The 23,433-nt window shown below is 46.7% G+C and carries 26 protein-coding genes; 14 read left to right on the plus strand and 12 right to left on the minus strand.

Translation table 11 applies throughout. From position 1 onward, the window contains the following. The first annotated feature begins 23 nt into the window (after positions 1-23). Positions 24-272 carry a hypothetical protein gene (locus ACLVWR_RS08490; RefSeq protein ID WP_413583378.1) on the plus strand — a complete coding sequence of 83 codons (249 nt, stop codon included), beginning with the start codon at positions 24-26 and terminating at the stop codon, positions 270-272. Positions 273-294: 22 nt separating this feature from the next. Next, entirely contained in the window at positions 295-1,644 is a 1,350-nt protein-coding gene (locus ACLVWR_RS08495; protein WP_413583379.1) for a DUF3373 family protein, read from the plus strand. A gap of 162 nt (positions 1,645-1,806) precedes the next feature. Here the strand turns inward: ACLVWR_RS08495 and ACLVWR_RS08500 are convergent, their stop codons facing one another. Further along, entirely contained in the window at positions 1,807-2,196 is a 390-nt protein-coding gene (locus tag ACLVWR_RS08500) for a hypothetical protein (protein ID WP_413583380.1), read from the minus strand. Between the two features lie 190 nt (positions 2,197-2,386). Here ACLVWR_RS08500 and ACLVWR_RS08505 point away from each other — a divergent pair, with 190 nt between their 5' ends. Next, positions 2,387-2,917, plus strand: coding sequence for a hypothetical protein (locus ACLVWR_RS08505; protein ID WP_413583381.1), 531 nt, complete (start codon positions 2,387-2,389; stop codon positions 2,915-2,917). Positions 2,918-3,009: 92 nt separating this feature from the next. Here ACLVWR_RS08505 and alaS read toward each other — a convergent pair whose 3' ends face one another. From alaS to ACLVWR_RS08520, 3 genes are read right to left on the minus strand one after another with little or no spacing between them, the layout of a single operon-like run. Then, positions 3,010-5,733 (minus strand): alanine--tRNA ligase, encoded by a 2,724-nt coding sequence (gene alaS / locus ACLVWR_RS08510; protein ID WP_413583382.1) that lies wholly within the window; start codon positions 5,731-5,733, stop codon positions 3,010-3,012. After that, the gene (locus ACLVWR_RS08515; protein ID WP_413583383.1) at positions 5,720-6,205 is read right to left on the minus strand and encodes a regulatory protein RecX; all 486 of its coding nucleotides are present in this window, start codon (positions 6,203-6,205) and stop codon (positions 5,720-5,722) included. Before ACLVWR_RS08515 ends, alaS begins: the two co-directional genes overlap by 14 nt. Positions 6,206-6,240: 35 nt before the next feature. Continuing rightward, positions 6,241-7,392: a metallophosphoesterase gene (locus tag ACLVWR_RS08520; protein ID WP_413583384.1), complete on the minus strand. Its 1,152-nt coding sequence runs from the start codon at positions 7,390-7,392 to the stop codon at positions 6,241-6,243. Between the two features lie 113 nt (positions 7,393-7,505). Between ACLVWR_RS08520 and ACLVWR_RS08525 the strand changes: the two genes are divergently transcribed. The 6 genes from ACLVWR_RS08525 (at position 7,506) to ACLVWR_RS08550 (ending at position 12,948) form a co-directional block, all read left to right on the plus strand. Further along, the gene (locus ACLVWR_RS08525; protein WP_413583494.1) at positions 7,506-9,209 is read left to right on the plus strand and encodes an AMP-binding protein; all 1,704 of its coding nucleotides are present in this window, start codon (positions 7,506-7,508) and stop codon (positions 9,207-9,209) included. 146 nt (positions 9,210-9,355) lie between these two features. Further along, positions 9,356-9,655, plus strand: a complete 300-nt coding sequence (locus ACLVWR_RS08530) for a KH domain-containing protein (protein WP_413583385.1) — start codon at positions 9,356-9,358, stop codon at positions 9,653-9,655. Between the two features lie 261 nt (positions 9,656-9,916). Beyond that, positions 9,917-10,396, plus strand: coding sequence for a phosphatidylglycerophosphatase A (locus ACLVWR_RS08535; protein ID WP_413583386.1), 480 nt, complete (start codon positions 9,917-9,919; stop codon positions 10,394-10,396). After that, complete coding sequence (locus ACLVWR_RS08540; protein ID WP_340598597.1) at positions 10,397-10,885, plus strand: CinA family protein; 489 nt, start codon at positions 10,397-10,399, stop codon at positions 10,883-10,885. Positions 10,886-10,965: 80 nt separating this feature from the next. Further along, positions 10,966-12,108, plus strand: coding sequence for a recombinase RecA (gene recA, locus ACLVWR_RS08545; RefSeq protein ID WP_340598598.1), 1,143 nt, complete (start codon positions 10,966-10,968; stop codon positions 12,106-12,108). A gap of 99 nt (positions 12,109-12,207) precedes the next feature. Then, the gene (locus ACLVWR_RS08550; RefSeq protein ID WP_413583387.1) at positions 12,208-12,948 is read left to right on the plus strand and encodes a hypothetical protein; all 741 of its coding nucleotides are present in this window, start codon (positions 12,208-12,210) and stop codon (positions 12,946-12,948) included. 36 nt (positions 12,949-12,984) lie between these two features. Here the strand turns inward: ACLVWR_RS08550 and ACLVWR_RS08555 are convergent, their stop codons facing one another. Continuing rightward, a complete protein-coding gene (locus ACLVWR_RS08555; protein ID WP_413583389.1) occupies positions 12,985-13,527 on the minus strand; it encodes a hypothetical protein in 543 nt (180 codons plus the stop codon). A 164-nt stretch (positions 13,528-13,691) separates the two neighbouring features. On the opposite strand from ACLVWR_RS08555, the gene ACLVWR_RS08560 reads away from it, so the two are divergent. After that, a complete protein-coding gene (locus ACLVWR_RS08560) occupies positions 13,692-13,931 on the plus strand; it encodes a hypothetical protein (protein ID WP_340598602.1) in 240 nt (79 codons plus the stop codon). A 49-nt stretch (positions 13,932-13,980) separates the two neighbouring features. On the opposite strand, the gene ACLVWR_RS08565 is transcribed toward ACLVWR_RS08560, so the two are convergent. Next, positions 13,981-14,601: a hypothetical protein gene (locus tag ACLVWR_RS08565; RefSeq protein ID WP_413583390.1), complete on the minus strand. Its 621-nt coding sequence runs from the start codon at positions 14,599-14,601 to the stop codon at positions 13,981-13,983. 348 nt (positions 14,602-14,949) lie between these two features. Here ACLVWR_RS08565 and ACLVWR_RS08570 point away from each other — a divergent pair, with 348 nt between their 5' ends. Next, entirely contained in the window at positions 14,950-15,360 is a 411-nt protein-coding gene (locus ACLVWR_RS08570; RefSeq protein ID WP_340598604.1) for a DUF2388 domain-containing protein, read from the plus strand. A gap of 3 nt (positions 15,361-15,363) precedes the next feature. Here the strand turns inward: ACLVWR_RS08570 and ACLVWR_RS08575 are convergent, their stop codons facing one another. The 4 genes from ACLVWR_RS08575 to ACLVWR_RS08590 form a co-directional block, all read right to left on the minus strand. Continuing rightward, positions 15,364-16,245: a hypothetical protein gene (locus ACLVWR_RS08575; RefSeq protein WP_413583392.1), complete on the minus strand. Its 882-nt coding sequence runs from the start codon at positions 16,243-16,245 to the stop codon at positions 15,364-15,366. Positions 16,246-16,308: 63 nt separating this feature from the next. Then, entirely contained in the window at positions 16,309-16,719 is a 411-nt protein-coding gene (locus ACLVWR_RS08580; protein WP_413583394.1) for a hypothetical protein, read from the minus strand. Between the two features lie 160 nt (positions 16,720-16,879). Then, positions 16,880-17,176 (minus strand): hypothetical protein, encoded by a 297-nt coding sequence (locus ACLVWR_RS08585; protein WP_413583395.1) that lies wholly within the window; start codon positions 17,174-17,176, stop codon positions 16,880-16,882. A 176-nt stretch (positions 17,177-17,352) separates the two neighbouring features. Then, positions 17,353-17,838, minus strand: coding sequence for a glutathione peroxidase (locus ACLVWR_RS08590; protein ID WP_413583396.1), 486 nt, complete (start codon positions 17,836-17,838; stop codon positions 17,353-17,355). A gap of 149 nt (positions 17,839-17,987) precedes the next feature. Here ACLVWR_RS08590 and ACLVWR_RS08595 point away from each other — a divergent pair, with 149 nt between their 5' ends. After that, the gene (locus ACLVWR_RS08595; RefSeq protein WP_413583398.1) at positions 17,988-19,352 is read left to right on the plus strand and encodes a hypothetical protein; all 1,365 of its coding nucleotides are present in this window, start codon (positions 17,988-17,990) and stop codon (positions 19,350-19,352) included. Here ACLVWR_RS08595 and ACLVWR_RS08600 read toward each other — a convergent pair. Both ACLVWR_RS08600 and ACLVWR_RS08605 read right to left on the minus strand, forming a co-directional pair. After that, complete coding sequence (locus tag ACLVWR_RS08600) at positions 19,349-20,536, minus strand: aspartate kinase (RefSeq protein WP_413583399.1); 1,188 nt, start codon at positions 20,534-20,536, stop codon at positions 19,349-19,351. The two genes, ACLVWR_RS08595 and ACLVWR_RS08600, sit on opposite strands and share 4 nt — an antisense overlap. Before the next feature lie 51 nt (positions 20,537-20,587). Continuing rightward, positions 20,588-21,535, minus strand: a complete 948-nt coding sequence (locus tag ACLVWR_RS08605; protein WP_413583400.1) for a lytic transglycosylase domain-containing protein — start codon at positions 21,533-21,535, stop codon at positions 20,588-20,590. Between the two features lie 220 nt (positions 21,536-21,755). Here ACLVWR_RS08605 and flgF point away from each other — a divergent pair, with 220 nt between their 5' ends. Together flgF and flgG are read left to right on the plus strand one after the other, a co-directional pair. Then, a complete protein-coding gene (gene flgF, locus ACLVWR_RS08610) occupies positions 21,756-22,580 on the plus strand; it encodes a flagellar basal-body rod protein FlgF (RefSeq protein WP_413583402.1) in 825 nt (274 codons plus the stop codon). A 61-nt stretch (positions 22,581-22,641) separates the two neighbouring features. Then, a complete protein-coding gene (gene flgG / locus ACLVWR_RS08615; RefSeq protein WP_340598613.1) occupies positions 22,642-23,427 on the plus strand; it encodes a flagellar basal-body rod protein FlgG in 786 nt (261 codons plus the stop codon). The last annotated feature ends 6 nt before the right edge of the window (positions 23,428-23,433 follow it).

Below are 23,433 nucleotides of genomic sequence, written 5' to 3' on the forward strand. Positions count from 1 at the left end.
AGGACACCAAATGGAGGATGTTTATGGCGAAATGGGTCTTGATGACTCTGGCTACTGTGTCACTTTTCTCTGGTCACGCAATGGCGCAAGGAAAAGTGGAACTGGTTCAAGCGGCAGTTAAAAAAGCATGCAGCAAAGATATGGCAAACGATGAAGCTCTAAGACAAGTGAAGAACTTGTTCTTGTCTTGTGTACCTGGGGACAAAGTCGACGTGGATGGCTGCAAAGTTCCATGTTTGAAAGAAAACTCCGGCGCCGTTGTTGGTCAATAATCACCTCAAGGAATTTAACATCATGAAAAACAATTTTAAAAAAATCTCAGCAGCATTTATCGTAGGTATGTTGATGGTTCCAACAGCTCAAGCGGCGACTCTTGAAGAACGCGTGTCCGAGTTGGAAGCAAATCAATCCCTGAACATCTTTAACTTCAGCGGTACGTTCATCACTCGTTTTGATGATATTATCAAGGCGGAGCAAACGCAGCCAGCGACGGATGCGTTTGGTCAGGATGCCACATTCGATAGTAAGGATTTGACGTATCTTCGCATGAAGTTTCAGTTCAATATCGATGCGAATATCTCGAAGAACATTAAATTCTATTCTCGTCTAACGACTTCAAAACACTTCAATACTTTCTATCAACAAGATGCTACATCAAGTAATGCGGATGATCTGTCTGCATCAAACGCATACGACAGCTCGCGCGTTGTACTTGAGAAAGCATATGCGGACTTCACAATTCCTGATACTGGATTGACTCTATTCGTAGGTCGTCTTCCAACTGTTGACGGTCAACCACAAAACTATAAGGACGGTCGTGCGCGCATGGGTACTTATCCAATGCTTTCTTACGATTCTGTGTTGGATGGTATGGGTCTTTCTTATAAGTTGGATCAGTATATGCCGACGGGTCATTCATTGGCGTTCCGTGCTTTGTATACTCCTTTTTCACAGTACTACGCGGGAGCGTCTGGTGCTTATACCACGACGCCAACGACTCAAGCTGGTTCCAACTTGCCTACGAACTCTGCTGGTTATGGCTTGATGCTTGATTGGGGTGTGAATGACATGAGCTGGGCCGATAGCATGGGCTTGGTATTGTTGAACTTCCAAACGTCTGATATTTATTATGCAAATCCGGCAAGTGGTGTTACGGGCAACAGTAGCTTAACACTTAAAGTTGGCGGAACAACTTTGGCTTGGGAATTAAATGGTATTGCTAAGTCTGGTTGGGATCTATCAGCAAGCTATCTTGCAAGTACTTTAAAGTCTAATGGCCAACTTGCTGCGAGTGTTCCAGGGACTGGTTTCGGTACAGCTTCCTCTGACGACACAAACACAGGCGGCGTATTCTTGCTTTCAACTCGTTACAGACTTGGCACTTGGATCCTGGGTGGTGAGTGGGTGAATGGTTCAGAGAACTCATTCTACTACGCAACAGCTACTGAAGATCTTACTAACTTCTACAGCACTCACGGTAACGGTTACCATGCTTACGTGACTAAGAAGTTCAATCAAAACCTGGCGTTCCGTGTTGGTTATATGTTGCAAGACTATGACTACACTCCGACAGGTATCGGTGCAGTGAAAGCTTCTGATCGTAAGATCGAAACTGCTTACGCAAATCTTCGTCTAGATTTCTAATCGAATCAGTTTTCGTTTCCTGATTTGATCAAGGCTCCTGCCAAGGCAGGAGCCTTTTTTATTGGTACGGACTTACCTTCGCAAGTAAGTCCGTACCTTTTCGGGCATAAAAAAAAGGGAGCATCACTGCTCCCTTTTTTTATTTGTCTTCAGTGCGGCTAATTACTTAGTGCAAGAGATTGGGTAGATGTTGCCGTTAGCAGCCATGAAACCAGAGTATGAACCATTGTCAGCGCTAACACCGAAGAAACCTGTGTTTCTGATTACGCCGTCATCAGTTTGAGCAGACTTTTCAGTCAAAGCCAAAGTTTGCAAGTAACCTTGTTTCAATTGATTAGCAACAGTGCCTTTATCCAATTGAGCGAAGAAAGTTGAAGAACCAGTTTTTTCTTTAACTTCCATAGTCAGGAAATCAACAGAAGTATCGTCACCGATAGTGATGTTGATAGTTGCTGCTTTACCTTTAGAAGGTGCAGAGCATTTCAAAACAGTGGAATCAGCGAAAGCTGTAGAACCAGCAAGAACAAGAGCTGCTACGATCATTTTTTTCATTGAAGTCTCCTTAGTTGTTTAATTCAGTGGACCAGAACGAGGCTATTTCACCGACTATGGTCTAGCAACGCAAATGCATTGCGCAATATATGCGACTTGGACTCTATCACTGTAAGAACACACAGAATTTCGCAGTACCAAGGTCAAGTTCCTTACAGTCTTACCGATAGGTCATAAACGGGGGATAGTGATGAAAAAAGGCGGATTGGTAGTTCTGGCCGGGTGTCTCATATTGGGATTTCAAAACTGCAGTCAGTCGAATCTGTCTGCCTCTGAACTTCCTTCTCCCGCAAGTCACGTGGTCACTCCGGCACTGGGTACTGACGCGGAATCATCTGCCATCACATCCATCGAAGTTCCGGTCCCGCAAGGAATCTTGTCTATCGATTCGAAAACCGGCCGAATTCAAGTGATCGATTCCTCGCAATCAGTGATCGAAGAATCCTGTCTGCAACCTGCTGACTTAGCCGAGTTACAAAGCTATCTAAAAGTGGGAAGTATTTGCGGTAAACCAGTTCCAGATGAAGATGTGATGTGTGCGCAATCTTACAATGCGGGATATGTCTCTTTGATCTTGAAAGATCAAAAAATGAATCTGGGAGAAAGCTATGATTCCTGCGGTAGAGGATACAAAGATATCTGCGACGAGCAAGTGGCGCAGTCTTTCCGTGGTTTGATTGCTTATATCCAGAAGAATTTCCACGGCATGCTTTGCGAATAGTGCGCCAGAGGTACGGACACACTTTCTCCATAAAAAAAGGCCAGTGCGATTGCGCCGGCCTTTTTGTTTTTTGAAGAAAGTAAGTCCGTACTTTAGAGGCCTAGAGTGCTGCGAACTTTCGTGAAGGCATCTCCCAATTTGGAGCGATCCGGAGCTGCGCCTTGTGCGAAGTCCGGTCTGCCGCCACCTTTACCGCCCATGATCGCGGCTACTTCCTTCAGAACGTCGCCGGCTTTGTGGTCGCCAGTGATGTCTTTGGAAACAGATACGATGATTGGATTTGAGCCATCGCCTTGACCGACGACCACAACAATTCCTGATTGAATTTTGTTTTTCAGGTCATCAGTGACTTTTGCCAAAACTTCGCGGTCATCCATCGGCACATCTGCCAAAACAAGCTTGGCAGCAACGCCGGATTTTGATTTGAACGTCATTGCTTTGCCGGCCAACTCGTCAACATTCACCTGGCCGCCTTGAAGTTTCTTGATTTCCTTCTCAAGGGATTTGACCTGCTCTTTGATCGTCTCAACACGGTTCGCAAGTGTTGCCTTTTCGCCAGTGATCTCAAGATGCTTCAAGTAGTGAGCGGATTTTTGCAATCCCGCCGCAGCCAAGGCTTCATCCAAGTGAACGATGGAGTTCATTGCGTATTTAACCGCGGCATCACCAGTGATGGCTTCCACACGACGAACGCCAGAGCTTACGCCGGATTCAGAAACAATTTTGAAGAAACGGATACTGGAAGTATTTTTAACGTGAGTACCACCGCATAGCTCGCAAGAGAAATCTCCCATAGTCAGAACGCGCACGTCCGTGGAGTATTTTTCACCGAACAAGGCCATTGCGCCTTTTTCGATAGCTTGCTTGTGTGGCATCAATTCAGTTTGCACATCCAGGCTGCGAGCGATCTGCTCGTTGACCATATCTTCGATTTTGCGGATCTCTTCAGTGCTAACTGGTTTGTTGTGTGTGAAGTCGAAGCGTGTTTTTTCAGCGTCAACCAAAGAACCCGCTTGAGTCACGTGAACGCCCAGAACTTTACGAAGAGCTGCGTGTAGCAAGTGAGTTGCGGAGTGGTTGCTGGCCGTGTTTCTTCTTTCAACAGGATCAACACCAGTCACAACTTTTGCGCCGACTTTGAAAGATCCGTGTTCGACTTCCACATGATGAAGAACAATGTCATCAATTTTTGTTGTATTGGCTACGCGGGCACGGTTGGTATCAAGCATGATGTAACCAACGTCTCCGGCCTGGCCGCCGCCTTCTCCGTAGAATGTTGTCGCATCAAGGATGATCAAGCCGGTATCGCCCGCTTTAAGCTCATTAACAACGGATTGACCGTTGGACAAAGCCATCACGGTGCCATCACCGATAGTCCCGTTGTATCCCAGGAATGTTACGGATTTACCGGACTGTAGGTAGTCCTTTGCAAACTTGATCATGTGAGCTTCATCAGCCCCCATGGATTTGCCTTTCCAAGAGGCTTTGGATTTGGCGCGGTTTGCCTCCATCTCTTTTTCGAAAGCTTCTTCATTTACTTCGATGCCATTTTCATTCGCAATCACGCGAGTAAGATCGGCAGGGAAGCCGTATGTATCGTACATGCGGAATACCACTTCGCCGGAAAGTTCTTTTGTTCCGGCGGCTTTTGCTTTGGTAAGTTCTGCAGAAAGAATCTCGGTGCCTTTATCCAACGTGGCCAAGAAGCGATCTTCCTCGTCACGGATTGTATTCAGGATATGATCACGACGAGTCACAAGTTCAGGGTAAACTGCGCCCATTGATTCGATCAAAGCCTCAGCCATACCTGGCAAGAATGACTTATCAGCAGATAGCTTACGACCATAACGGATCGCACGTCTCATGATGCGGCGAAGAACGTAACCACGGCCTTCATTTGATGGCAATGCGCCGTCGGCAATCAAGAATGAAGTGGAACGGCAGTGGTCAGCAAGAACGCGAAGTGCAGATGTCGTTTCTGCAGCTTTTGAATCTGCCGCCAAGACCTTTTTGTCAGTGATGTATTTTACGTTTCCGATTTTGCAAGCAAGCTGAATCATCGGTTGGAATAAATCCGTATCGTAGTTGTTGAACTGGCCCTGCATAGCAGCCGTCACGCGCTCCAGGCCCGCGCCTGTATCCACAGATGGTTTTGGCAGCGGAGTCAAAGTCCCTGGAGGATTTTCGAAGTACTGCATGAAAACCAGGTTCCAGATTTCCACGAAGCGGTCTTCGCCAGCTTCGATACCTTTGAACGGATCGGCAATCGTTCCAGCGTCAGGACCGTGATCGTAGAAAATTTCTGTACAAGGACCGCAAGGACCCGTGTCGCCCATTTTCCAGAAGTTGTCTTTGTCAAAGCGGAAGATGCGATCGCGAGGGATGCCTTCCTGATTGTGCCAAATGTCGGCGGCTTCATCGTCAGAGATGTGAACAGTTACATAAAGCTTTTCTTTTGGAATCGCCAAAGTTTTTGTCAGGAATTCCCAGGCAAAGTGGATGGCGTCTTTCTTAAAGTAGTCACCGAAAGAAAAGTTACCCAGCATTTCAAAGAATGTGTGGTGACGTGCTGTGAACCCTACGTTTTCCAGGTCATTGTGTTTACCACCAGCGCGAACGCATTTTTGCGAAGTCACGGCACGAGAGTAATCACGTTTCTCAAGACCCAGGAAAGTGTTTTTGAACTGATTCATTCCGGCGTTTGCGAAAAGCAACGTCGGATCGTTCTCAGGGATCAAAGAAGAAGAGGCGACAGCTTTGTGTCCGTTCTTCTCGAAGTATTTAATAAAAGCATTTCTGATCTCAGAGCTTTTCATAGATAACCTTTCTAACGGTCTCGGAATCAAACCCACGGGAGGCAAGCAGGCGTCCTACGCGCGCTTTGTCCTCATGGGAAAATTTAAAATCTTCATCAAACTTGTTGGCAACAATGGCCAGTGCTTTTTTCAGTTCAAGTGCACTGTCGGTCTCTATTGAAGGAAGGCCTTTTTCCTCTAGGTAACCGTTAATATAGTTTATACCTTTGTTGCGCAGGTGGAGCATGTCTGCCAATCGATATGCGAGCGCAGAGGGTTCCTCCAGCCAATTCTTATCTTTGGCATAGGAAATAGCTTCTTCGATCGCTTCCAGTCCACCCTCAACATCAGCAAACTTGCTGTGCAACTTTGTTCTGAGTTCTGCTTCAGAATGTTCGCGACGTGCAATTATATCCATGACCTTGCGTTTGGCAGCGATCTTGGTTTCCTTGCGTTCATCAAGTTTTTGTTGCGGGTCTTTTTGTTCAGACATAGGCAGTTCCAAACTACTGGTACTGCCTAAGCAAGTCATGCTTTTTTCAGTGTAATTTCGGTCAGTTCGCAGAAGGTGCCAAGCCTTAAACTGGGCCCCCAGTAACCTGTTCCTTGATTGACATAGAGCTGCATATTTTTAAGGCGGTAAAGGCCTTTCGGGTAGCGCTGGAAGAACACGATCAGGAAGTTCCAAGGGAAGAACTGGCCACCGTGTGTATGTCCGGAAAGCTGCAGATCGAAACCTTGGTCGCAGGCCTTGTCGGCAATGGCCGGTTGATGCGCTAGGAAAATCTTGAAAGCCTCAGGTTTCTGTTCGGAAACCAGCTTCTCAAGGTTGGCGGGATCCTTGCCAAACTGGCGGGCAGCAGGGTCGGCGATCCCTGAAATCTGTAAGGTCGCGCCATTGATCTCAAGGGCTTTGGTTTGATTCACAAGTACGTGATAACCGATGGAGCGGAACGCGGCCAAGCCCTCGTCAATATTCCAGTAGTACTCATGGTTGCCGGGCACAAAATAGCAACCATGCTTCGCACGAACGGTTTTAAGAAGATCGAACTCGGGCAGATGGCGAATGGCGTGATCGTCCAGAATGTCGCCTGTGAAAACCACAACATCAGCATCCAGTTGATTGATTTTGCTTACTAAACTTTGCACGAATTTGACTGGCAGGCCCGGCGCCAGATGCAGGTCTGTGACGTGCACGATACGCAGATTGTTCAAGCCCGCAGGAAGTTTGTCGAACTGAACGTTCACTTTGATGACCTTGGCGCCCAGTCGAACCACTAAAGTTCCCAGTAAAAGCAAAATAAATGGGATGACCAAAAGAACTCCCGTGGCCTCGGCGCTATATAGTTGGGTGCCGACAAATTCAGGCTGGGTGAAATTTAAAACAAACCCCACCAGATCACGCAGTATTACGAATGTTAGCAAAAAGCTCATGTAGGCCATTGAGAAATGGGCGGCGCTGAAATAGGGGTCGTGCCACGGTTTCGGTGTGGAGCGCGCCTCGCTTTGTGACCAGAAAAACAACGGCATTGAGATGACGATGGCAAACAAAGTCGCAACGAATCCGACAATGAACAGGACTTGTCCCATTGAGAGATCAGCATGCCTTACCAATTGATGGGTTATGTAAATAAAAATCGCAAAGAACAAACCGACGATAATTGCTTTAAATGCTGCCATTCCATTTTTATAGCATGGGGGATTGTGTTTGCACAGGAAGTTGCAAAAACACAAATCCTCGAAGAGGCGCGTCAGTGATAAAATTTTATGAATGGTGGAGGTGTGTAGTGGCAATGAATAATGACTTCAAACAAGCTCGGGACTTTCTAATTCTACATCGTGCGGATTACGACTATGCCACCAGGGATTTTAAATGGCCGGAGCTGGTGAATTTTAATTGGGCCTTGGACTACTTTGACCCGATGGCTGAGGGCAACAGCAATCTGGCGTTGTGGATCACAGGTGGGGATGGCAAGGAAGAGAAGTACTCTTTCGCAGACATGTCGGCGCGCTCCTCTCAAGTGGCAAACTATCTTCGTCGTCTGGGGTTGAAACGTGGGGATCACGTTTTAATGTACATGGGAAACGAAACGGCTTTATGGGAGTTAATGCTGGCCTGTATGAAACTGGGTGCAGTGATGATTCCGACCAGTCCCTTGGTTTCATTGGATGAACTTCAGGATAGATTGGTTCGCGGCGAAGTTAAGTTGATTGCAACTACAGTGCGCGATGCCGGAAAATTTGATGTTCAGACGCCGTCGGCAATCAAGCTGACAGTGGACGGGCCTTTTGAGGGCTGGCAGAACTATGCCGATGCCACTCAGGAAAGTGCGGAGTTTAAACCTGACGGTGACACCAAAGCGACAGATCCACTTCTGCTTTACTTTACTTCGGGAACGACGGCGAAACCCAAAATCGTTGAACACTCTCATCAAAGTTATCCAGTGGGACATTTATCAACGATGTATTGGATCGGTTTGCGTCCCGGCGACATTCACATGAATGTCAGTTCTCCGGGTTGGGCTAAACATGCCTGGAGCAGCTTCTTTGCTCCATGGAATGCGGAGGCCACGGTGTTTATCCATCGCCATGAGCGCTTTGATGCCAAGATCATGATGGAGACCATGGAAAAAAACCGCGTCACTTCGGTGTGCGCGCCACCCACGGTATGGCGAATGCTGGCTGCAGAGGATTTAAATCAGTATAAAATGAATTTGCGTGAAGCGGTCAGCGCCGGAGAGCCTTTGGATGCGGAGATCATTCGCACTTATCAGGATGCGTGGAAGGTGACCTTGCGTGATGGCTATGGTCAGACTGAAACCACTGCGCAAATAGGAAACTGCCCGGGTCAGGAAGTGCATCCAGGTACAATGGGAAAACCATTGCCGGGTTATAAAATCGCTCTTTTGGATCGGGATAATAATCCCGCTGACGAAGGGGAAATTTGCATTGATTTGGGTGCTCGTGCCATTGGTGTTATGACGGGATACCGGGAGTCTGATATTGCAAAAAATACGACGGCCTCCTACTACCGAACCGGTGATATGGCGGCAAAGAGTGAGCACGGTGATTTTGTTTTTGTGGGGCGCGGAGATGATGTGTTTAAGTGCTCAGACTATCGCATCAGTCCGTTTGAAATTGAAAGCGTGCTGCTTGAGCATCCGGCTGTGCGCGAAGTGGCGGTGATTCCAAGCCCGCATCCGTTGAGGCAGAATGTCCCGAAGGCCGTAATCTTTTTGGCTAAAGGTATGGAGCCCACCCGGGAGCTCGCTTTGCAAATATTGAATCACTCACGTTCACGTTTGACCCCATTTAAACGTGTACGCCGTCTTGAATTTGGCGACTTGCCAAAAACAGCATCAGGTAAAATTCGTCGGGTGGAGTTGCGTGTTCGTGAACAAAAACGAGTAGCTGCGAATGAAAAATCCCAATATGAGTTCTGGGAGGAGGATTTCAAAGCTGTCCTGCCTGAAAGCTGGTCTCAGGATCTGCCATAGGTAGTGTGGACTAATATGCACTCGCATTCGAAAAATATTGGACGTAGTGCCGGCGCAGATGTCCTCTTTTCTTGATTAAATTGAAGTCACCAACTTGGAGTGGAGATCTTGGTTGGTGATGTTCAAAAACAACTGGAGAGAGGTTTATGTTGGAACAAGAGAAGGAAGTTGCAAGAGAGACGGGAAAAAAAATCTTACATTCTATTTTGCATGAGATGTTGGATCATGCAGAGAAGGTCGTTGTGAACTACTCAGTGGGCGAACGCACGACGGTCTACAGAGTCGAGTGCCATCCACAAAGTCTGGGTCAGCTGATTGGCTCAAAGGGAAAAAACATCGGCGGCATCCGTGCGGTGCTTTCAGCAATGATGGCAAGAAAAGGCATTCGCGCTATTATCGAGATCCCTTATGTGGCCCAGAACAATCGAATGGAATTTGCAGAGTAGTTTTAGATTGGCGAAGCTCTCTCGAAGTGCAAGTCTTCCGTGGCACTTCGTAAAGAGAGAGAGCCTCGCTTCAAAATATAATCAAAAGCGGACCTTCAGTATTAGGCAGGTCCGCCGCCAAAGTCGAATCGCTAATTTTAATACCACCCATAAGTTTAACTCGTCGCGACACGCCTAGTGTTGGGCGCTCAAACCCCGCCGAAGCGCAGCGAAGGAGGGATTGGGATTGCCTCCTTTTAGGGGGCGTCGTACCTCTGTGGAATGAGAAAATTCCTTCTTAAATTGGCTACATTTTTTGGCGTCGGCTTGAGTCCCAAGGCGCCGGGAACCGTTGCTACAATTGCTACAATCCCAGTGGTTTTGCTTTTTAACTGGGCGGGCCCGTTGTTTTACATGGTCGCAACTGTGATCTTGTTAGGATTGGGAATTTTGGCGGCGCAAGCCTACGAGGATGTTAAGGGTGGTCATGATCACAGCGAAATCGTTATCGATGAAGTTGTTGGTTTTCTGATCGCAATGGTTTGGATGCCTTTGACGTGGCAGGCCATTCTAATTGGTTTTGTGTTGTTCAGATTGCTGGACATTACGAAGCCTTTATTCATAGGATATTTAGATAAGAAGATCCAAGGAGGTCTTGGTGTGATGGTTGATGACGTTGCCGCTGGTATCGTTGTCAGTCTGATCATGCAGTTTCTTTACACTCAAACCAACTGGTTGGGTGCACAGGTTTTGGTCGGTTAAATGACTGAATCACGTGATAAGAAGCTCCAAGAGTTCATTCGATCCCTTCGCGACCAAAAACTCACAGTGGGTTTTGCGGAAAGTTGTACTGGAGGTGCACTTTCGGCTTTTTTGACAGAGCAAGCAGGTATATCCGACATCTTTTTAGGCTCTGTGGTTTCTTACTCTAACGAGGCGAAGGTGGATCTTCTGGGGGTCCGTCGAGACACTCTCATGCAAGAGGGTGCGGTGAGCGAGTCAGTCGCTCGTCAAATGGCGCACGGAGTGCGTCGACAGCTGAAAACAGATTGGTCTGTGGCAGTTACAGGTATTGCTGGTCCGAGCGGTGGAACACCGACGAAGCCAGTGGGCACTGTATGCTTCGCCATTGTTGGTCCGGGCTTTGAAAGCTCTCGAAAGGAATTCTTTTCGGGAGATCGCAAAACCATCCAGCAAGCGGCAGTGGACTTGTCCGTAAGTTGGCTGTGTGAAGTTCTCGACAGGAAATAAAAGAAAGTAGCCCCCGGCTGCTAAAAATTAACAATAAGAATTGTGGTGAGGAACCACATAAATAGAGAGGGACTAGGCAGATGGCAAATACAACTGTTGCAGATGCAAAAGCACAAAACGAGAAAAACAAAGCCTTGGAATTGGCAGTTTCGTCTATCGAAAAGCAATTCGGTAAAGGTTCAATCATGCGTCTGGGCGCTAACGACTCTTTGGTTAAAGACGTTGAAGCGATCAGCACTGGCGCTTTGAGCTTGGACTTGGCTCTTGGTATCGGCGGTCTTCCTAAAGGTCGTATCGTGGAAATCTACGGACCTGAATCTTCTGGTAAAACAACTCTTTGCTTGTCCGTTATCGCTCAAGCTCAGAAAAAAGGCGGCGTTGTTGCATTCGTGGATGCAGAGCACGCTTTGGACGTAAACTACGCTCGTAAATTGGGTGTTAACACTGAAGACATGTTGATTTCTCAACCAGACACTGGTGAACAAGCTCTTGAGATCGTGGAAACTTTGGTTCGCTCTGGCGCGATCGACGTATTGGTTGTCGACTCCGTAGCGGCTTTGGTTCCTCGCGCAGAGATCGAAGGCGACATGGGTGATTCTCACGTGGGTCTTCAAGCTCGTTTGATGTCCCAAGCTCTTCGTAAATTGACAGCAGCTGTGAATCGTTCAAACACTCTTGTTATCTTCATCAACCAACTTCGTATGAAAATCGGTGTGATGTTCGGTAACCCGGAAACAACTACTGGTGGTAACGCGTTGAAATTCTACTCTTCTGTTCGTTTGGATGTACGCCGTGTGGGCGCGATCAAAAACGGTGAGGACGTAACTGGTAACCGTACTGCAGTTAAAGTTGTGAAAAACAAAATGGCTCCTCCTTTCACTAAAGTTGAATTCGACTTGATGTACGGTGAAGGTATTTCTGAAGAAGGTGACTTGCTGGATTTGGCAGTGACTGCAAACATGGTTGAAAAATCTGGCGCATGGTTCTCCATCAATGGCGAGCGCATGGGTCAAGGCCGTGATGCTGCCAAGAACTTCTTGAAAGACCACCCAGAATACATGACTGATCTTCGCAACAAGATCCTGGCTGCAAATGGTATCGGCAAGCTTTTGATCGATGCTGAAGGTAACAACGGTGAAGACCATGAGGGTACTGAACCAATGGAAATGCCAACTGAAGATGCAGCTCCGAAAAAAGAGAAAGTAAAAAAGGCTAAGCACTAGTTGCTGCCCGAAAGATACGAACATTGGAAACCCGCTCTTAAAAGGAGCGGGTTTTTTTATTTCATTGCCTGTCCCCAGTGATGGGCTTATTTTGGGTAAATGAAGTTTTGGTTTGTTGGAGTCATTATTTTAATTCTCAGTGCCCATTCCGGAGTGGTGTTGGCGGCCGAGCGCCAGGAGGTCTCTGTAGGGGCCTATGGGTTTGCTCCTTACTACGATATGGAAAAGGGTCGCGGAATTATTAATGATGTCTTAAAACAGCTGAACGACATGCAAAAGGACTTTGAGTTCAAATTATTGGAGATTCCAAGTCGCCGCCGCTATCAAAGTTTCACTGAACGTAAAATAGACATGATTTTCTTCGAAGATCCTCGATGGAGCTGGAAGGGGATTGAGCATTACTCCTTGCCATTGAAGATTGATGACTCCGAGGTTTACATAGCTCATCGCAAACGGGCGAAAAAACAAAGTTACTTCCATAAATTGGAAGGGAAAAGAATTGCCGGCATCGTGGGTTATCATTACCGTTTTGCTGAATTTAAAACGGACGAGCAGTTTCTTCGTTCCAAGTTCGATATCATTCTGGTGAATCACAATCAGGCCACGGTAAGAATGGTGCTGAATGATCGTGTGGATGTGGGAGTTGTGCCGCTATCCTATATCCGCCAGTATTTGCGCGAAAATCCTGAAAAGAATGATGAGATTCTAATTGGAGATAAAGTTGATCAGGATTATGACCTGCGCCTGATTGCAAACCCCAAGGCGGTGATTTCCAAAGAACGGCTGACCAAATTAGTGGAAGGCCTGGTAAAAAAAACTTCCTATAAGGATCTGTTCTAATAAAAAACCCGCTTCGATGAAGCGGGTTTTTTACTTTTAGCGTGCGAATGTTCCGTAAAGATAAACCGGATCCTGCACCCAAGTGCAGTGTTCATACGGTGGGCGGTGGTTGTCGCCAGGGTACCAGCGGCAGTCGCGACGTTGGCGCATTTCGCGAAGAACTGAAACCTTCAGTGTGGTTGCGCCATTTTTCTCTTTGAAATCAATGTACATGCGGCGACCTTGAACCATCAAAGAGCAGCGGCCGGAATTGAACTCAAATTCGATGGCATCCACTTTGGGATTGGATTTTTTTCCAGTGATATGCACGGTCTTCAAGTTGCCGAAATAGGACTGGCAATTGTTATTCAAAATGTCAGTGCCCATTTCATTACGGAAGGACATGACAGGTTTGTTGCCTTCAAAGTTCAGAATAAGTTCCCCAGCCACTCCATTGAAGCGACCCGAATAAATACCTTCGTATTTTTTTGCTTTTGAAAGATAAGCATTTGGCACGCGACCATCTTTGATTTCAACTGTCTTACATCCAACGGCTGCAAACAGCACCAAGCTGGCAACCAATACCTTAGCAAATGTCATTTTGACCCCCCCTTTGCAGGAATGACTAAATCACAGGCATTGTTAGAGGGCAAAGGGAAACAGCGAATCCGTGGTGCTTAAATACATTGGTGACTTGATTGCCTGTAATTCGCCCTGGGAACAAGATAGAGGCGTTCCACTGAAACCAACATAAAGGAGTTCACATGAAAATCTTGGTTATCGCAGCGATGTTAGCTGGTAGCACTGCATGGGCCCAAATGCCAGATACTGGTAAAATGATGGATCAAGCCAAAGGCAAGGCCGCGGATGTAATGGCTGCTTGTAAAGAGGATAAAATCAAATTCTGTGACAAAATCACAGAAATGAATGCGATCAAAGAGTGTTTGAAGAAAAATAAGGACGGATTGAGCGACGGATGTAAATCCACTTTAGGTGTAAAATAAAAAAACCCGCTCTTAGGAGCGGGTTTTTACTTTCAGGAGCTTTCGGAAACTATTTGTTCAATGCAATCTTCTGTTGTCTTCCCATCATGCCACTGGATTTCTTGGATGATGATGCACGCACCACCTTTGCCATCCCGGCCTGATAAGGACTTAAGCTTGAAATTTTTTGGGTCTTAGTAATCGGTTTGGACTTGGGAGCCTTGATCGTCATTGGCTCAAGAACCAAAGTTTGATTCGCGGTCATCGTTGGTGGATTGTAAGCTGCTACAGGCTCCACAGGAGCTGTCTGTACGGCAGCCTTTGCGGACTTACGCAGAGGCGTTTTTACGCTGGCCAATTTTTGAGTTTTCGCCATCACAGGTTTCGTCACGACAGGTTTCGAAACGACGGGCTTCGTGAATGAAGCAGGCATGCGTTTTTGTGTGGGGTCCACATAAGTCTTAACCAACAGTGGCTGATTGTTGGTTTTGGAACCCTTGGTCTCCGGAGCCTTGTAAACCACACGACGAGCGGGATAAATGCTCCAGGTTTTAACAACGCGCTTTTGTTTTTTATAACCGGGCTCTGCTTTTAACGTAACTTTAAGATCATCGGAAGAAGACGATGTTCCCTGTGCGAATGCACAGAGTGGAGAAAGTGCCAGAAGTATCAAAACGATGCTATGTCTCATTTGAAGAACCTCAACATGGAAATCTATAAACGAATATGCAAGGCAAATGCCGTCTATAAACTATTCAGGTGTCAATGGAGGCATATAGTTGGCGAAGGATTGGACACTGTCTAAAATAAGTTAGGCAGTCAAAGTGATGCATTCATTATGAGTCAGTTAAAGTGGTGTCGCTTGTATTTGTCGCCCTGTTTCCCAGTGGCAGACCAGAGTCAAAATGTCCCTGAAATTTTCTGACATTCGCGTCAAATCAAACACCTTTCAGAAGAGTTATTTGAGACCTTGGCAAACAATTTGTATATGGGATCTTCGCGAGATAAAAAAACACCACTTAATCCGGGGGGATTTGAAATGAAAAAATTTGTTACTCTGTTTATGGTTCTGGCTTTTGTATCCACTTCATTCGCGGGTCGCGGGCATGGCGGTCACCATGGTGGTGGTCGCGGCGGACATCACGGTGGCGGTCATCATGGTCCTCCTCCACGTCATGGTGGCGGCAGTGACGATGCAGGTTTGATTGCAGCTATCTTCTTGTCTGTGTCTGGCGTTTTGTTGACGTCATCAACTGCGTGCGACAGTTCTCAGTCTTGTGCTTACAAACAAATTATCGCGGACTCCAAGGATGATGCGGCTTTGTATGTTGCTACTGAAGGTGAAGTGAAGGGCGTGAAATTGGTGCGTTCTTTGGAACTTCTGCGCAACATGGCTCCAGAAGTAGCGAGCTCCGACATGGAACTCGCTTATGAGATCATCAACTGGTAAGAATCAATATGAAATGCGTATGCCTAGGTCAAGTTCGACCTGGGCATATGATTTTATATCCAAATGGTCTTTATTAAGAAGCATTCCGACGCCTGCGGCTCCAACCAACTCAGTAACTTCATTTAAACTCGTGCGCATTCCGCCAGTGAAGATTAGTTTTTCTTGGCCTTGGAAGGTGCCAGTATTGTAGGTCATATCCTGAATACGTTCATAGTTGGCTGCGAAATTCAGATTCAAATCGCCGACAAGTTCCGCATAAATACTTGCCAGAAAAATGTCTCCTTTTTTTGTGTCATAAGTAACACTTGAACCGCTTTGGTCCTCTAACACCAACTTGCCTTCAGCATTTTTTTGATATGTTGCCAGTGCACCAAGTTCCAGACTGCCAACAGGTTCAATCAAACCCACTGTCGCAATAAGGGCTTTTTGACCTCTGGTTGCCGTCATCTCTGTGTCAGTGGCACTCGTTTGTTTTGCTTTCATATCGCCAGGAGGAAGTACGAAACCTGCATGAACGAACAGTGTCGTAGGCCCAACTTCAAAATTGCCTTTATACAGAACTCGAATGTCCTGCATACCTTTGACTGTTGATTCTGAATCAGCAGTTCCGCCGCCAGTGCCCTTAACTTTTTGATTTTCAAGAGTTGTGTAGACTCCCACTGCTTGGTTTTCACTGAAGCCATAAAAATAGGAAAGTCCGATTCCCAATCCGCCGGCGTTCAGTTTTCTGTCGCTTTCGTTCTCGTAAGCAGCTCCCAGGATTTCGGCCTTAAGAATAACCTCACTCTTTGCGGCTTCAGGGATTAGATTTTGCTGAGTGATTGTGATTGCCGAGTAGGCATAAGTGGATGTCAGTAGTGTTGCAAGAAAAACGAGTTGTTTCACTTAAGGGATCCTTTCTGATGGTCCCTTAAGTAAATAAGCAGATATATAGGGGGTCAAGATCAATCAGGAAGCAATTTTCTTTTCGTAGTGATCGATGATGGCCTGGGTTCTTAAGTATTCATTGTAGCGGGGATTGCCTTCGTGATCCTCGTAAACCTCTGTCCATGATTGGCTGGGTGTATAGACAACCGTGGCATACAGTTCCTTGCTTCCAAATGAGAACATGCTGTCCTTGCCAGTGGCATCGACGCCGCAGAATGTATCATAATCCGGGAACTTGGCGATGAAATCCTGAGTGTGATCGTGATTCACGCCCTGAAGATTGTCGTCGATCTTGAATTCAGTTTCAGAGATCTTTTTAAAGTGAAAGATCGTGAATGTTTGCGGAGTAAAATCCTCGAAACGAATCTCGGATCTGACTTTACCGTAAAGTTCGAACACATCTTTTGCTTGAATGATTTGTCCCTTTTTCATATTGGACTTATCGGCACGCCAGACCAGGGTCTAGAGTGAAATTTGAAAGATTGGAATTGTGTCGAAATAGTATTCGAAATTGGGCTCGGATTCCCAAAAAACAAAAACCCGCTCGAGGGGGAGCGGGTTTTTGAGGAATTCAATAATCTTATTTAAAAGACTAGTGGTTCAATTGTGCGCAAGTAGAGTAGTTGTAACCTTGAGCTACGCACTCATTGATTGCCGCGTTTGATTTGTAAGAACGTGGGCAAAGGGAAGCTGCGCGAGAGTAGTCATAACCAGTTTCAGCCATGATAGCGCTTACGTTGCAAGTAGCAGTAGTGCTTTTAGTGCAAAGAACTTTTGCTTGATCCAAGAAATAACCTTGTTGAAGTTTGCTAGTGATACAAGCGTTAACAGAAGAAGCGAAAGCTGGAGCTGCTGCGAAGATAGAAAGAGCGATAACTAGTGATTTCATGTGATATCCTTTTTTTAAGTTTGTTAAAACGTTAATTTCGATGGACATGATTTCGTTTATTATCGCTTTTTAGTCAATACGGTGAAGTCACTATCCCTTCACCGTGCCTGTGAACAGGCTTTCACAAGGTTTGTGAAAACCTTGTGAAACAATAGGGTAAGTGGTTGATTTCCCTCTTAGGAGAGGGCCTTTTGGATGTCTGCAACCAGATCCTGGGGTTCATCTTTCGGTGCAAATCTTTTTATGACCTTGCCATCTTTACCTATCAAAAACTTGGTAAAGTTCCACTTGATTAGTTCGGTGCCAAGAATTCCAGGGGCTGATTCCTTCATCCATTTCCAGATGGGAGCGGTGTCGCTGCCATTGACATCCACTTTGCCCATAACCGGGAATTGCACGCCATAGTTCAATGAGCAGAATTGTTGAATCTCCTCATTGCTTCCCGGTTCTTGGGAGCCAAACTGATTGCAGGGAAAACCCAGAATCTCAAAACCCTGGTCTTTGAACTTTTCGTAGATTTCCTCCAGGCCCTTGTATTGGGGAGTGAAGCCGCACTTGCTGGCAACATTAACAACCAAGACCACTTGGCCTTTGTATTTTTCCAACGAGATGTCCCGGCCTGCGGAATCTTTTACCGTGAAATTGGGAAGAGAGTGCTCCATCAAATTCTCCTGTTCAGTGGGGGCTGAGTACCTATTTCAATCTATTAGAGAACAGAATCAGGGCTGTATCAATTTGAGATTTCCCAATCGGAGCAGGTGCTAAATTGATCAAGTTAATCCTATGTGATGCCGATAGGTTACCTATGGGAATGAACATCTTTTTTCGCGCTTTTTTTATAATTTTGATTTTGGTTGCGCAAGTAGTGGTGGCTGAAGCGGCCTACCAAAGATCTGATTGTAATGGAGATTGCAGAAGTGGCTTTTCCTGTAAAGCCAGTGGGTCTAATACTTATTCCTGTCAGGCCAATCCAGCTTCCGGTACCTCGACTTCGGCGGCCAGTGTTTGTAGTGTTCAATTCCAAAGACTGATGACTCAATGTCAAAGTCAAATCTCATCCACGGATTCAAACTGTGAAGAAAGAAACAATCAAGGTATGACTGATGTTACCAGTATGGCGGGGCAAGTGGCTTTGGCATATGGTGCTAAGTCAGCAGCAAGTATTCAGGCTGCTTGTTCTAGTGCCGCGGCATTGTCGGCTGCAGCCAATGGAGCATTGGCTGCCTATCGACTGACATGTTCAAGTGCAATCAAAAGTTGCGTTTCCACTTGTGATTCAGCGATCACCTACCTGCGCTCAACGCCATCTTGCCAAACGGATCAGGCTGCATTCAGTTCCATGTTGGGCCAGGCTACGAGTTCACGAAATCAGTGCTCAAACTACACGGCAAAAGTGAATGAAGCCCAGGCGGCGATTAATAACATCGCGCAAACGGCGGCGAATGCCACTCAATGTGCTTCGTTGACTTCAGCAGATGGTTCCACTCCGTCAATTGAGCTTTGTACTGCAAATCCCTCGATGGCGGGTTGTTCAAACGTTTTGATGGATTGTAATAATCCTTCAATGGCTTCCAATAAAGTGTGTGTATGCGACAAAAATCCAAGTGACCCGGTTTGTCTGGGGACTGCCAGTATTGCTGGTGGGGATTCAGGTTTCATTTCCACAAGTTCCTCAGATCGTCTTACTGGAACAGCGAATGCTGAAGATTTTGGTGGAGACATGTTTGGAACTCCAGAGATTTCCCAGGCCGAGCTGCCATCAGGCGGTGGTGAAGCCGGAGTCGACGGCAAGCAGGGTGGCGGTGTTTCTTTTGGAGGCTCTTCCGGTGGTGCTGGCGCAGGTGCAGCAGGTCGTTCTGGTGAGGGCGATCCCACAGATCCAAATGGTTCTGCAGTGAATGCCGGATACTATGGTTCTGGTGGCGGTGGGTCTTTTGGTGGTGGCGGATCTGGCGGTGATGGAAGAGGTGGCGGACTATTGGATTCCGCAGCGAATGCTCTGGCTGCCAAAGGTGGACCGGATTTACGTCAATTCCTGCCCGGTGGAAAACTGGCTCCGAACTCTCGCGGAATCGCGGGAGCAACAGGACCGGACGGCATCACAGGACCTCACACTGATATTTGGAAGAAAGTCCAAAACAGATATCAGGTCATGCAACCTTCGTTACTTCCTTAAATCAAAGCATGAAGAGCGTCGATAGTTTCTTTTCTTGTGGTGGAGTCCACCACGACAGTGACGCTCATTGCACTCATGATCAGCTTGTGCGCTTGCAGTTGTGCTTTGTCCATTCTTTCCAGAACTTGTTGCGGGATTTCCGGTGAAGTGGCACCTGTGCAAGTCAGTGTTACAGTAGAGTAGTCCTGCGGGTGCAGAGTGAAGTTCTTTTGACTTTGTATTTCGCGCTTCACTGCTCCCATGATCTCCTGCGGACCGGTCAGCAGAATTTCAGCGTGATCTTTGTTGATTTCACAATGCAAGAGTTGCGGGAAAGCGATTTGCTTTTCTTCGAATAATATCTGCAGCTGCTTCAAAGCTTTCGCCGTATTTTTTTCCTGGGATTTGATTTCCAGGACTGTTTCATGGGAGTTCAAAGAAAGAGCTTTGCAGGACTCAAACATATTCAATCCTTTTTTTACGAGAGTGCCATCAGAAGTTTTATTGGAAGCGGGCCCGATGTACAAAGTGACTTCACGAATTTTTGCCAGTTCGACAGAACGATAGTGCAGAACTTTGGCGCCCCAGAAGGTCATTTCCATCAGTTGATCATAATTCAATTCTTGCAGCGGCTTTGCTGACTTTACGATGTTGGGATCGGCTGAAAATACAGCCGGAACATCCTTCAGGATCTCGCAGCGTTCAGCATTAAACGCGGCTGCCATGGCAACGGCCGATGTGTCAGAACCACCACGACCCAGAGTCGTGATTTCCTTGGTCGTTGGTGAAACGCCTTGGAATCCTGCCAGGATAACAACCTTTTCCGACTTAAGAGCCTCTTCCACGCGGAACGCTTTAACATCCTTGATGAAGGCATTGACGTGAGAGTCATCGGTGAAGATTCCTGCTTGGCTGCCGGTAAAGCTGATCGCCTTGCAGCCTTGATCATTCAAGGCCATTGAAACCAGGGACATGCTGATACGTTCGCCAACGGTCAGGAGCATGTCCATTTCGCGGCGTTGAGGGTGATCGGAAACCTGGCTGGCCAAATCAATTAATGAATTTGTTGTTTTGCCCATGGCGCTTACCACGACGATCAAAGAATTGTCTTTGGCTTGTTTTGCCACGCGCGCCGAGACGGCTTTGATCTTTTCCGGATCAGCAAGTGTGGCTCCGCCGTATTTTTGCACGATAAGGGGCTTCATGGCTGCAACCTCAAAAGTCTTTTGCACTCCGGATCGCCGGAGTAGGATATTCTAATAAACGGATTGAGAGCGGCTTGCAAAGTTGGATGTCATATTCGAAGCTCCCTTGGGAACACGAATGGCATGCTTTGCAACCTGACGAGGAATGTATCCTAGATACAGCTCAGCATTCAAATCTTTTAGTGATTTTCTTGTTATCCCCAGGTGATCTGCAAGTGAATTGAGTTCGGTGCCGCCAGGTACATATACTGTTTCGTACTCAAGCGGATCCATTTTCTCCAGATCTCTGAAGCCATAGAGGTTTGGAGCTTTCGAAATTAACATGGCTGCAAGAATCTTTGGCACGTACTCTTGAGTTTCAACAGGAAGTGCAGATAGTTTAATGAGCGTCCAGTAATCCTTGGTGCCGTATTTTTTAATCTGTCTGCGCAGACCGTTCTCGCCCATATTGTAACTTGCTGCCACCAAATACCACGAACCGAACTCCTCATAGAGGTCTTTCATGTATTTAATGGCCGCCGTTGTACTTTTGTGCAAGTCGCGGCGTTCATCAAGCCACCAGTTTTTATTCAGACCGTATCTAACACCTGTCGGTTCAATAAACTGCCAAGGGCCCACAGCAGCGGCTGTGCTGACCGCATGAGGAGAAAAACCGCTTTCGATCATCACCATGTAGGCAAGGTCCGTCGGCATGTTGGCTTTTCTAAGTTCGGCTTGAATGAAGGGCATGTATTTGTAGGAACGTTGCAGCCACTCACGGAACCATTTGTTACCTTTGACCTGATAGTGGGAAACCCACTTGCTGACCTGTTTGTTATAGGTGACCGGAAGATCAAAAATCAGATTGTCGGATTGGACGTGGGTGGATCGTGCCGTCAGCGATTTCAACTTTTCTTTTAATGAGAGCGCCGTCGGTTGAGTGACGACAGGCTTGGTATTTGCGAAAGCCATAGCAGACGCGTGAAATGTGATGAAAGCAGCGAGCAACGTTCTTCTCATAGAATCTATTATGAAGTCGATTCTTTGACACTGTCGACAAAGAATTGCCAGCAAGGTGACACCATCGACGAAGGTCCCTGCACCGGTCAAATCGCAGAAAACTTGAGTCCATAAAAATTCTTCCAGACAGAAGTCCAGAGTGGAGAAGTTTTCCTAGACTAAGATCGGTCCTGTCAAACTCTGGCATACACCTTGCTGCTCAACATGGTGGGGGAATCTAATGAGTGTAAAAGGCGTCTATACTGCACTAAGTGGAGCGATGGCTCAAAGTACAAAACTGGATACGATCGCCAATAACTTGGCGAACGTGAACACGCCGGCATTTAAGCGGGATCAACAGCTATTCCAGGAATATCTGACTGCCAATGAAAAGCCACCTGAAGTAATTCAGGTTCCCCGTGATGTGGCTTCCATTGAAAGTTTCTATAATATGCAGGGTGGCGACAAAAGCTACGTCGATACCAAAGGTACTTTCACAGACTTTTCTCAGGGCGGTCTAAAGCCCACAGGTAACACATTTGATGTCGCGATTGATGGCAAAGGATTTTTCGAAGTTGCCACACCGGGTGGTGTGAAGCTGACTCGGGCTGGAAATTTCTCATTGGATGGCAATGGACAATTGGTCACTAAAGATGGCCACCCGGTGCTAAGAGCTGACGCTGCCGGTGGAGCTGATCCTGCTTCTCGTGTCTTTCGTTTTGAGCCCAATGGCGGTGCCGTGAATATCGCGGATAATGGTGATGTTTTTCAAGGCGCCAACAATCTGGGGAAACTTTCCCTGGTGAATGTGACGGATCCGGATTCCTTGCAAAAAATGGGAAGCTCTCTTTATGGCTTCAAACCCAATATGAATGCGGAAGTGACCAATATTGCAAACCCAAGCGTTCGTCAGGGTTTCCTTGAAACTTCGAATGTAAATGTGGTCCAGGAAATGACGGACATGATTCAGACCAACCGTGTTTTTGAAAGCACGCAAAAGGCTATCTCGGTTTATGACCAGATGGCTGAAAAGATGGTCAACGTAGTAGGTAAGGTTTCGCCTTAGCGAAACCTCGAGAATCGAAAATAGAGATTAAAAAATAGAGTTTTAGATACAGGGGGAATGGATGATTAAGAGTTTGAATACAGCGGCTACGGGGATGGCGGCGCAACAGACGAATATGGATGTTATTGCCAATAATATTGCCAACTCCTCGACGGCGGGTTTTAAAAAGTCCCGCGCTGAATTTGAAGACTTAATGTATCAAACTCAAAAAGAGCCGGGTGCAGCGACGGGTATGAATTCAGTTTCTCCGAATGGTGTACAGACCGGTTTGGGTGTGCGTACAGCGGCTATTCAAAAAGATTTTGAAAATGGTTCCGCTCAGGTGACAAAAAACCCATTTGACCTTCAAGTTGAAGGCGCGGGGTTCTTCCGCGTGATGACTCCGGATGGTGAAGTTGCCTACACCCGTGATGGTTCATTTAAAAAAGATCCAACGGGGCGCCTGGTTGATAAAAACGGAAACACATTGCAACCGGAAATCACGATTCCAATCAATACCTCAGGAGTTGAAATCACTCCTTCAGGTGAAGTTCGCACTGTGGTTGGAACGGGCGATGCCCCTCAAGTGGTTGGAAATATCGATTTAACAAACTTTGTAAATCCAGCAGGTCTGAAAGCCATGGGTAAAAACCTGTTCATGCAGACGCCGGCAAGCGGTCAACCTGTGACTTCTCGTCCAGGTTTGAATGGAACGGGCTATTTGGCGCAAGGTCAGATTGAGTCAAGCAATGTGAACATCGTTGATGAAATGGTGAATATGATCACGGCTCAACGTGCTTACGAAACCAACTCCAAAGTGATTCAGGCGTCAGATCAGATGCTTCAATCCATTAACAACTTGAGATAATTGCTG

Source organism: Bdellovibrio sp. HCB288 (assembly GCF_047305935.1).
Taxonomy (GTDB): Bacteria; Bdellovibrionota; Bdellovibrionia; order Bdellovibrionales; family Bdellovibrionaceae; genus Bdellovibrio.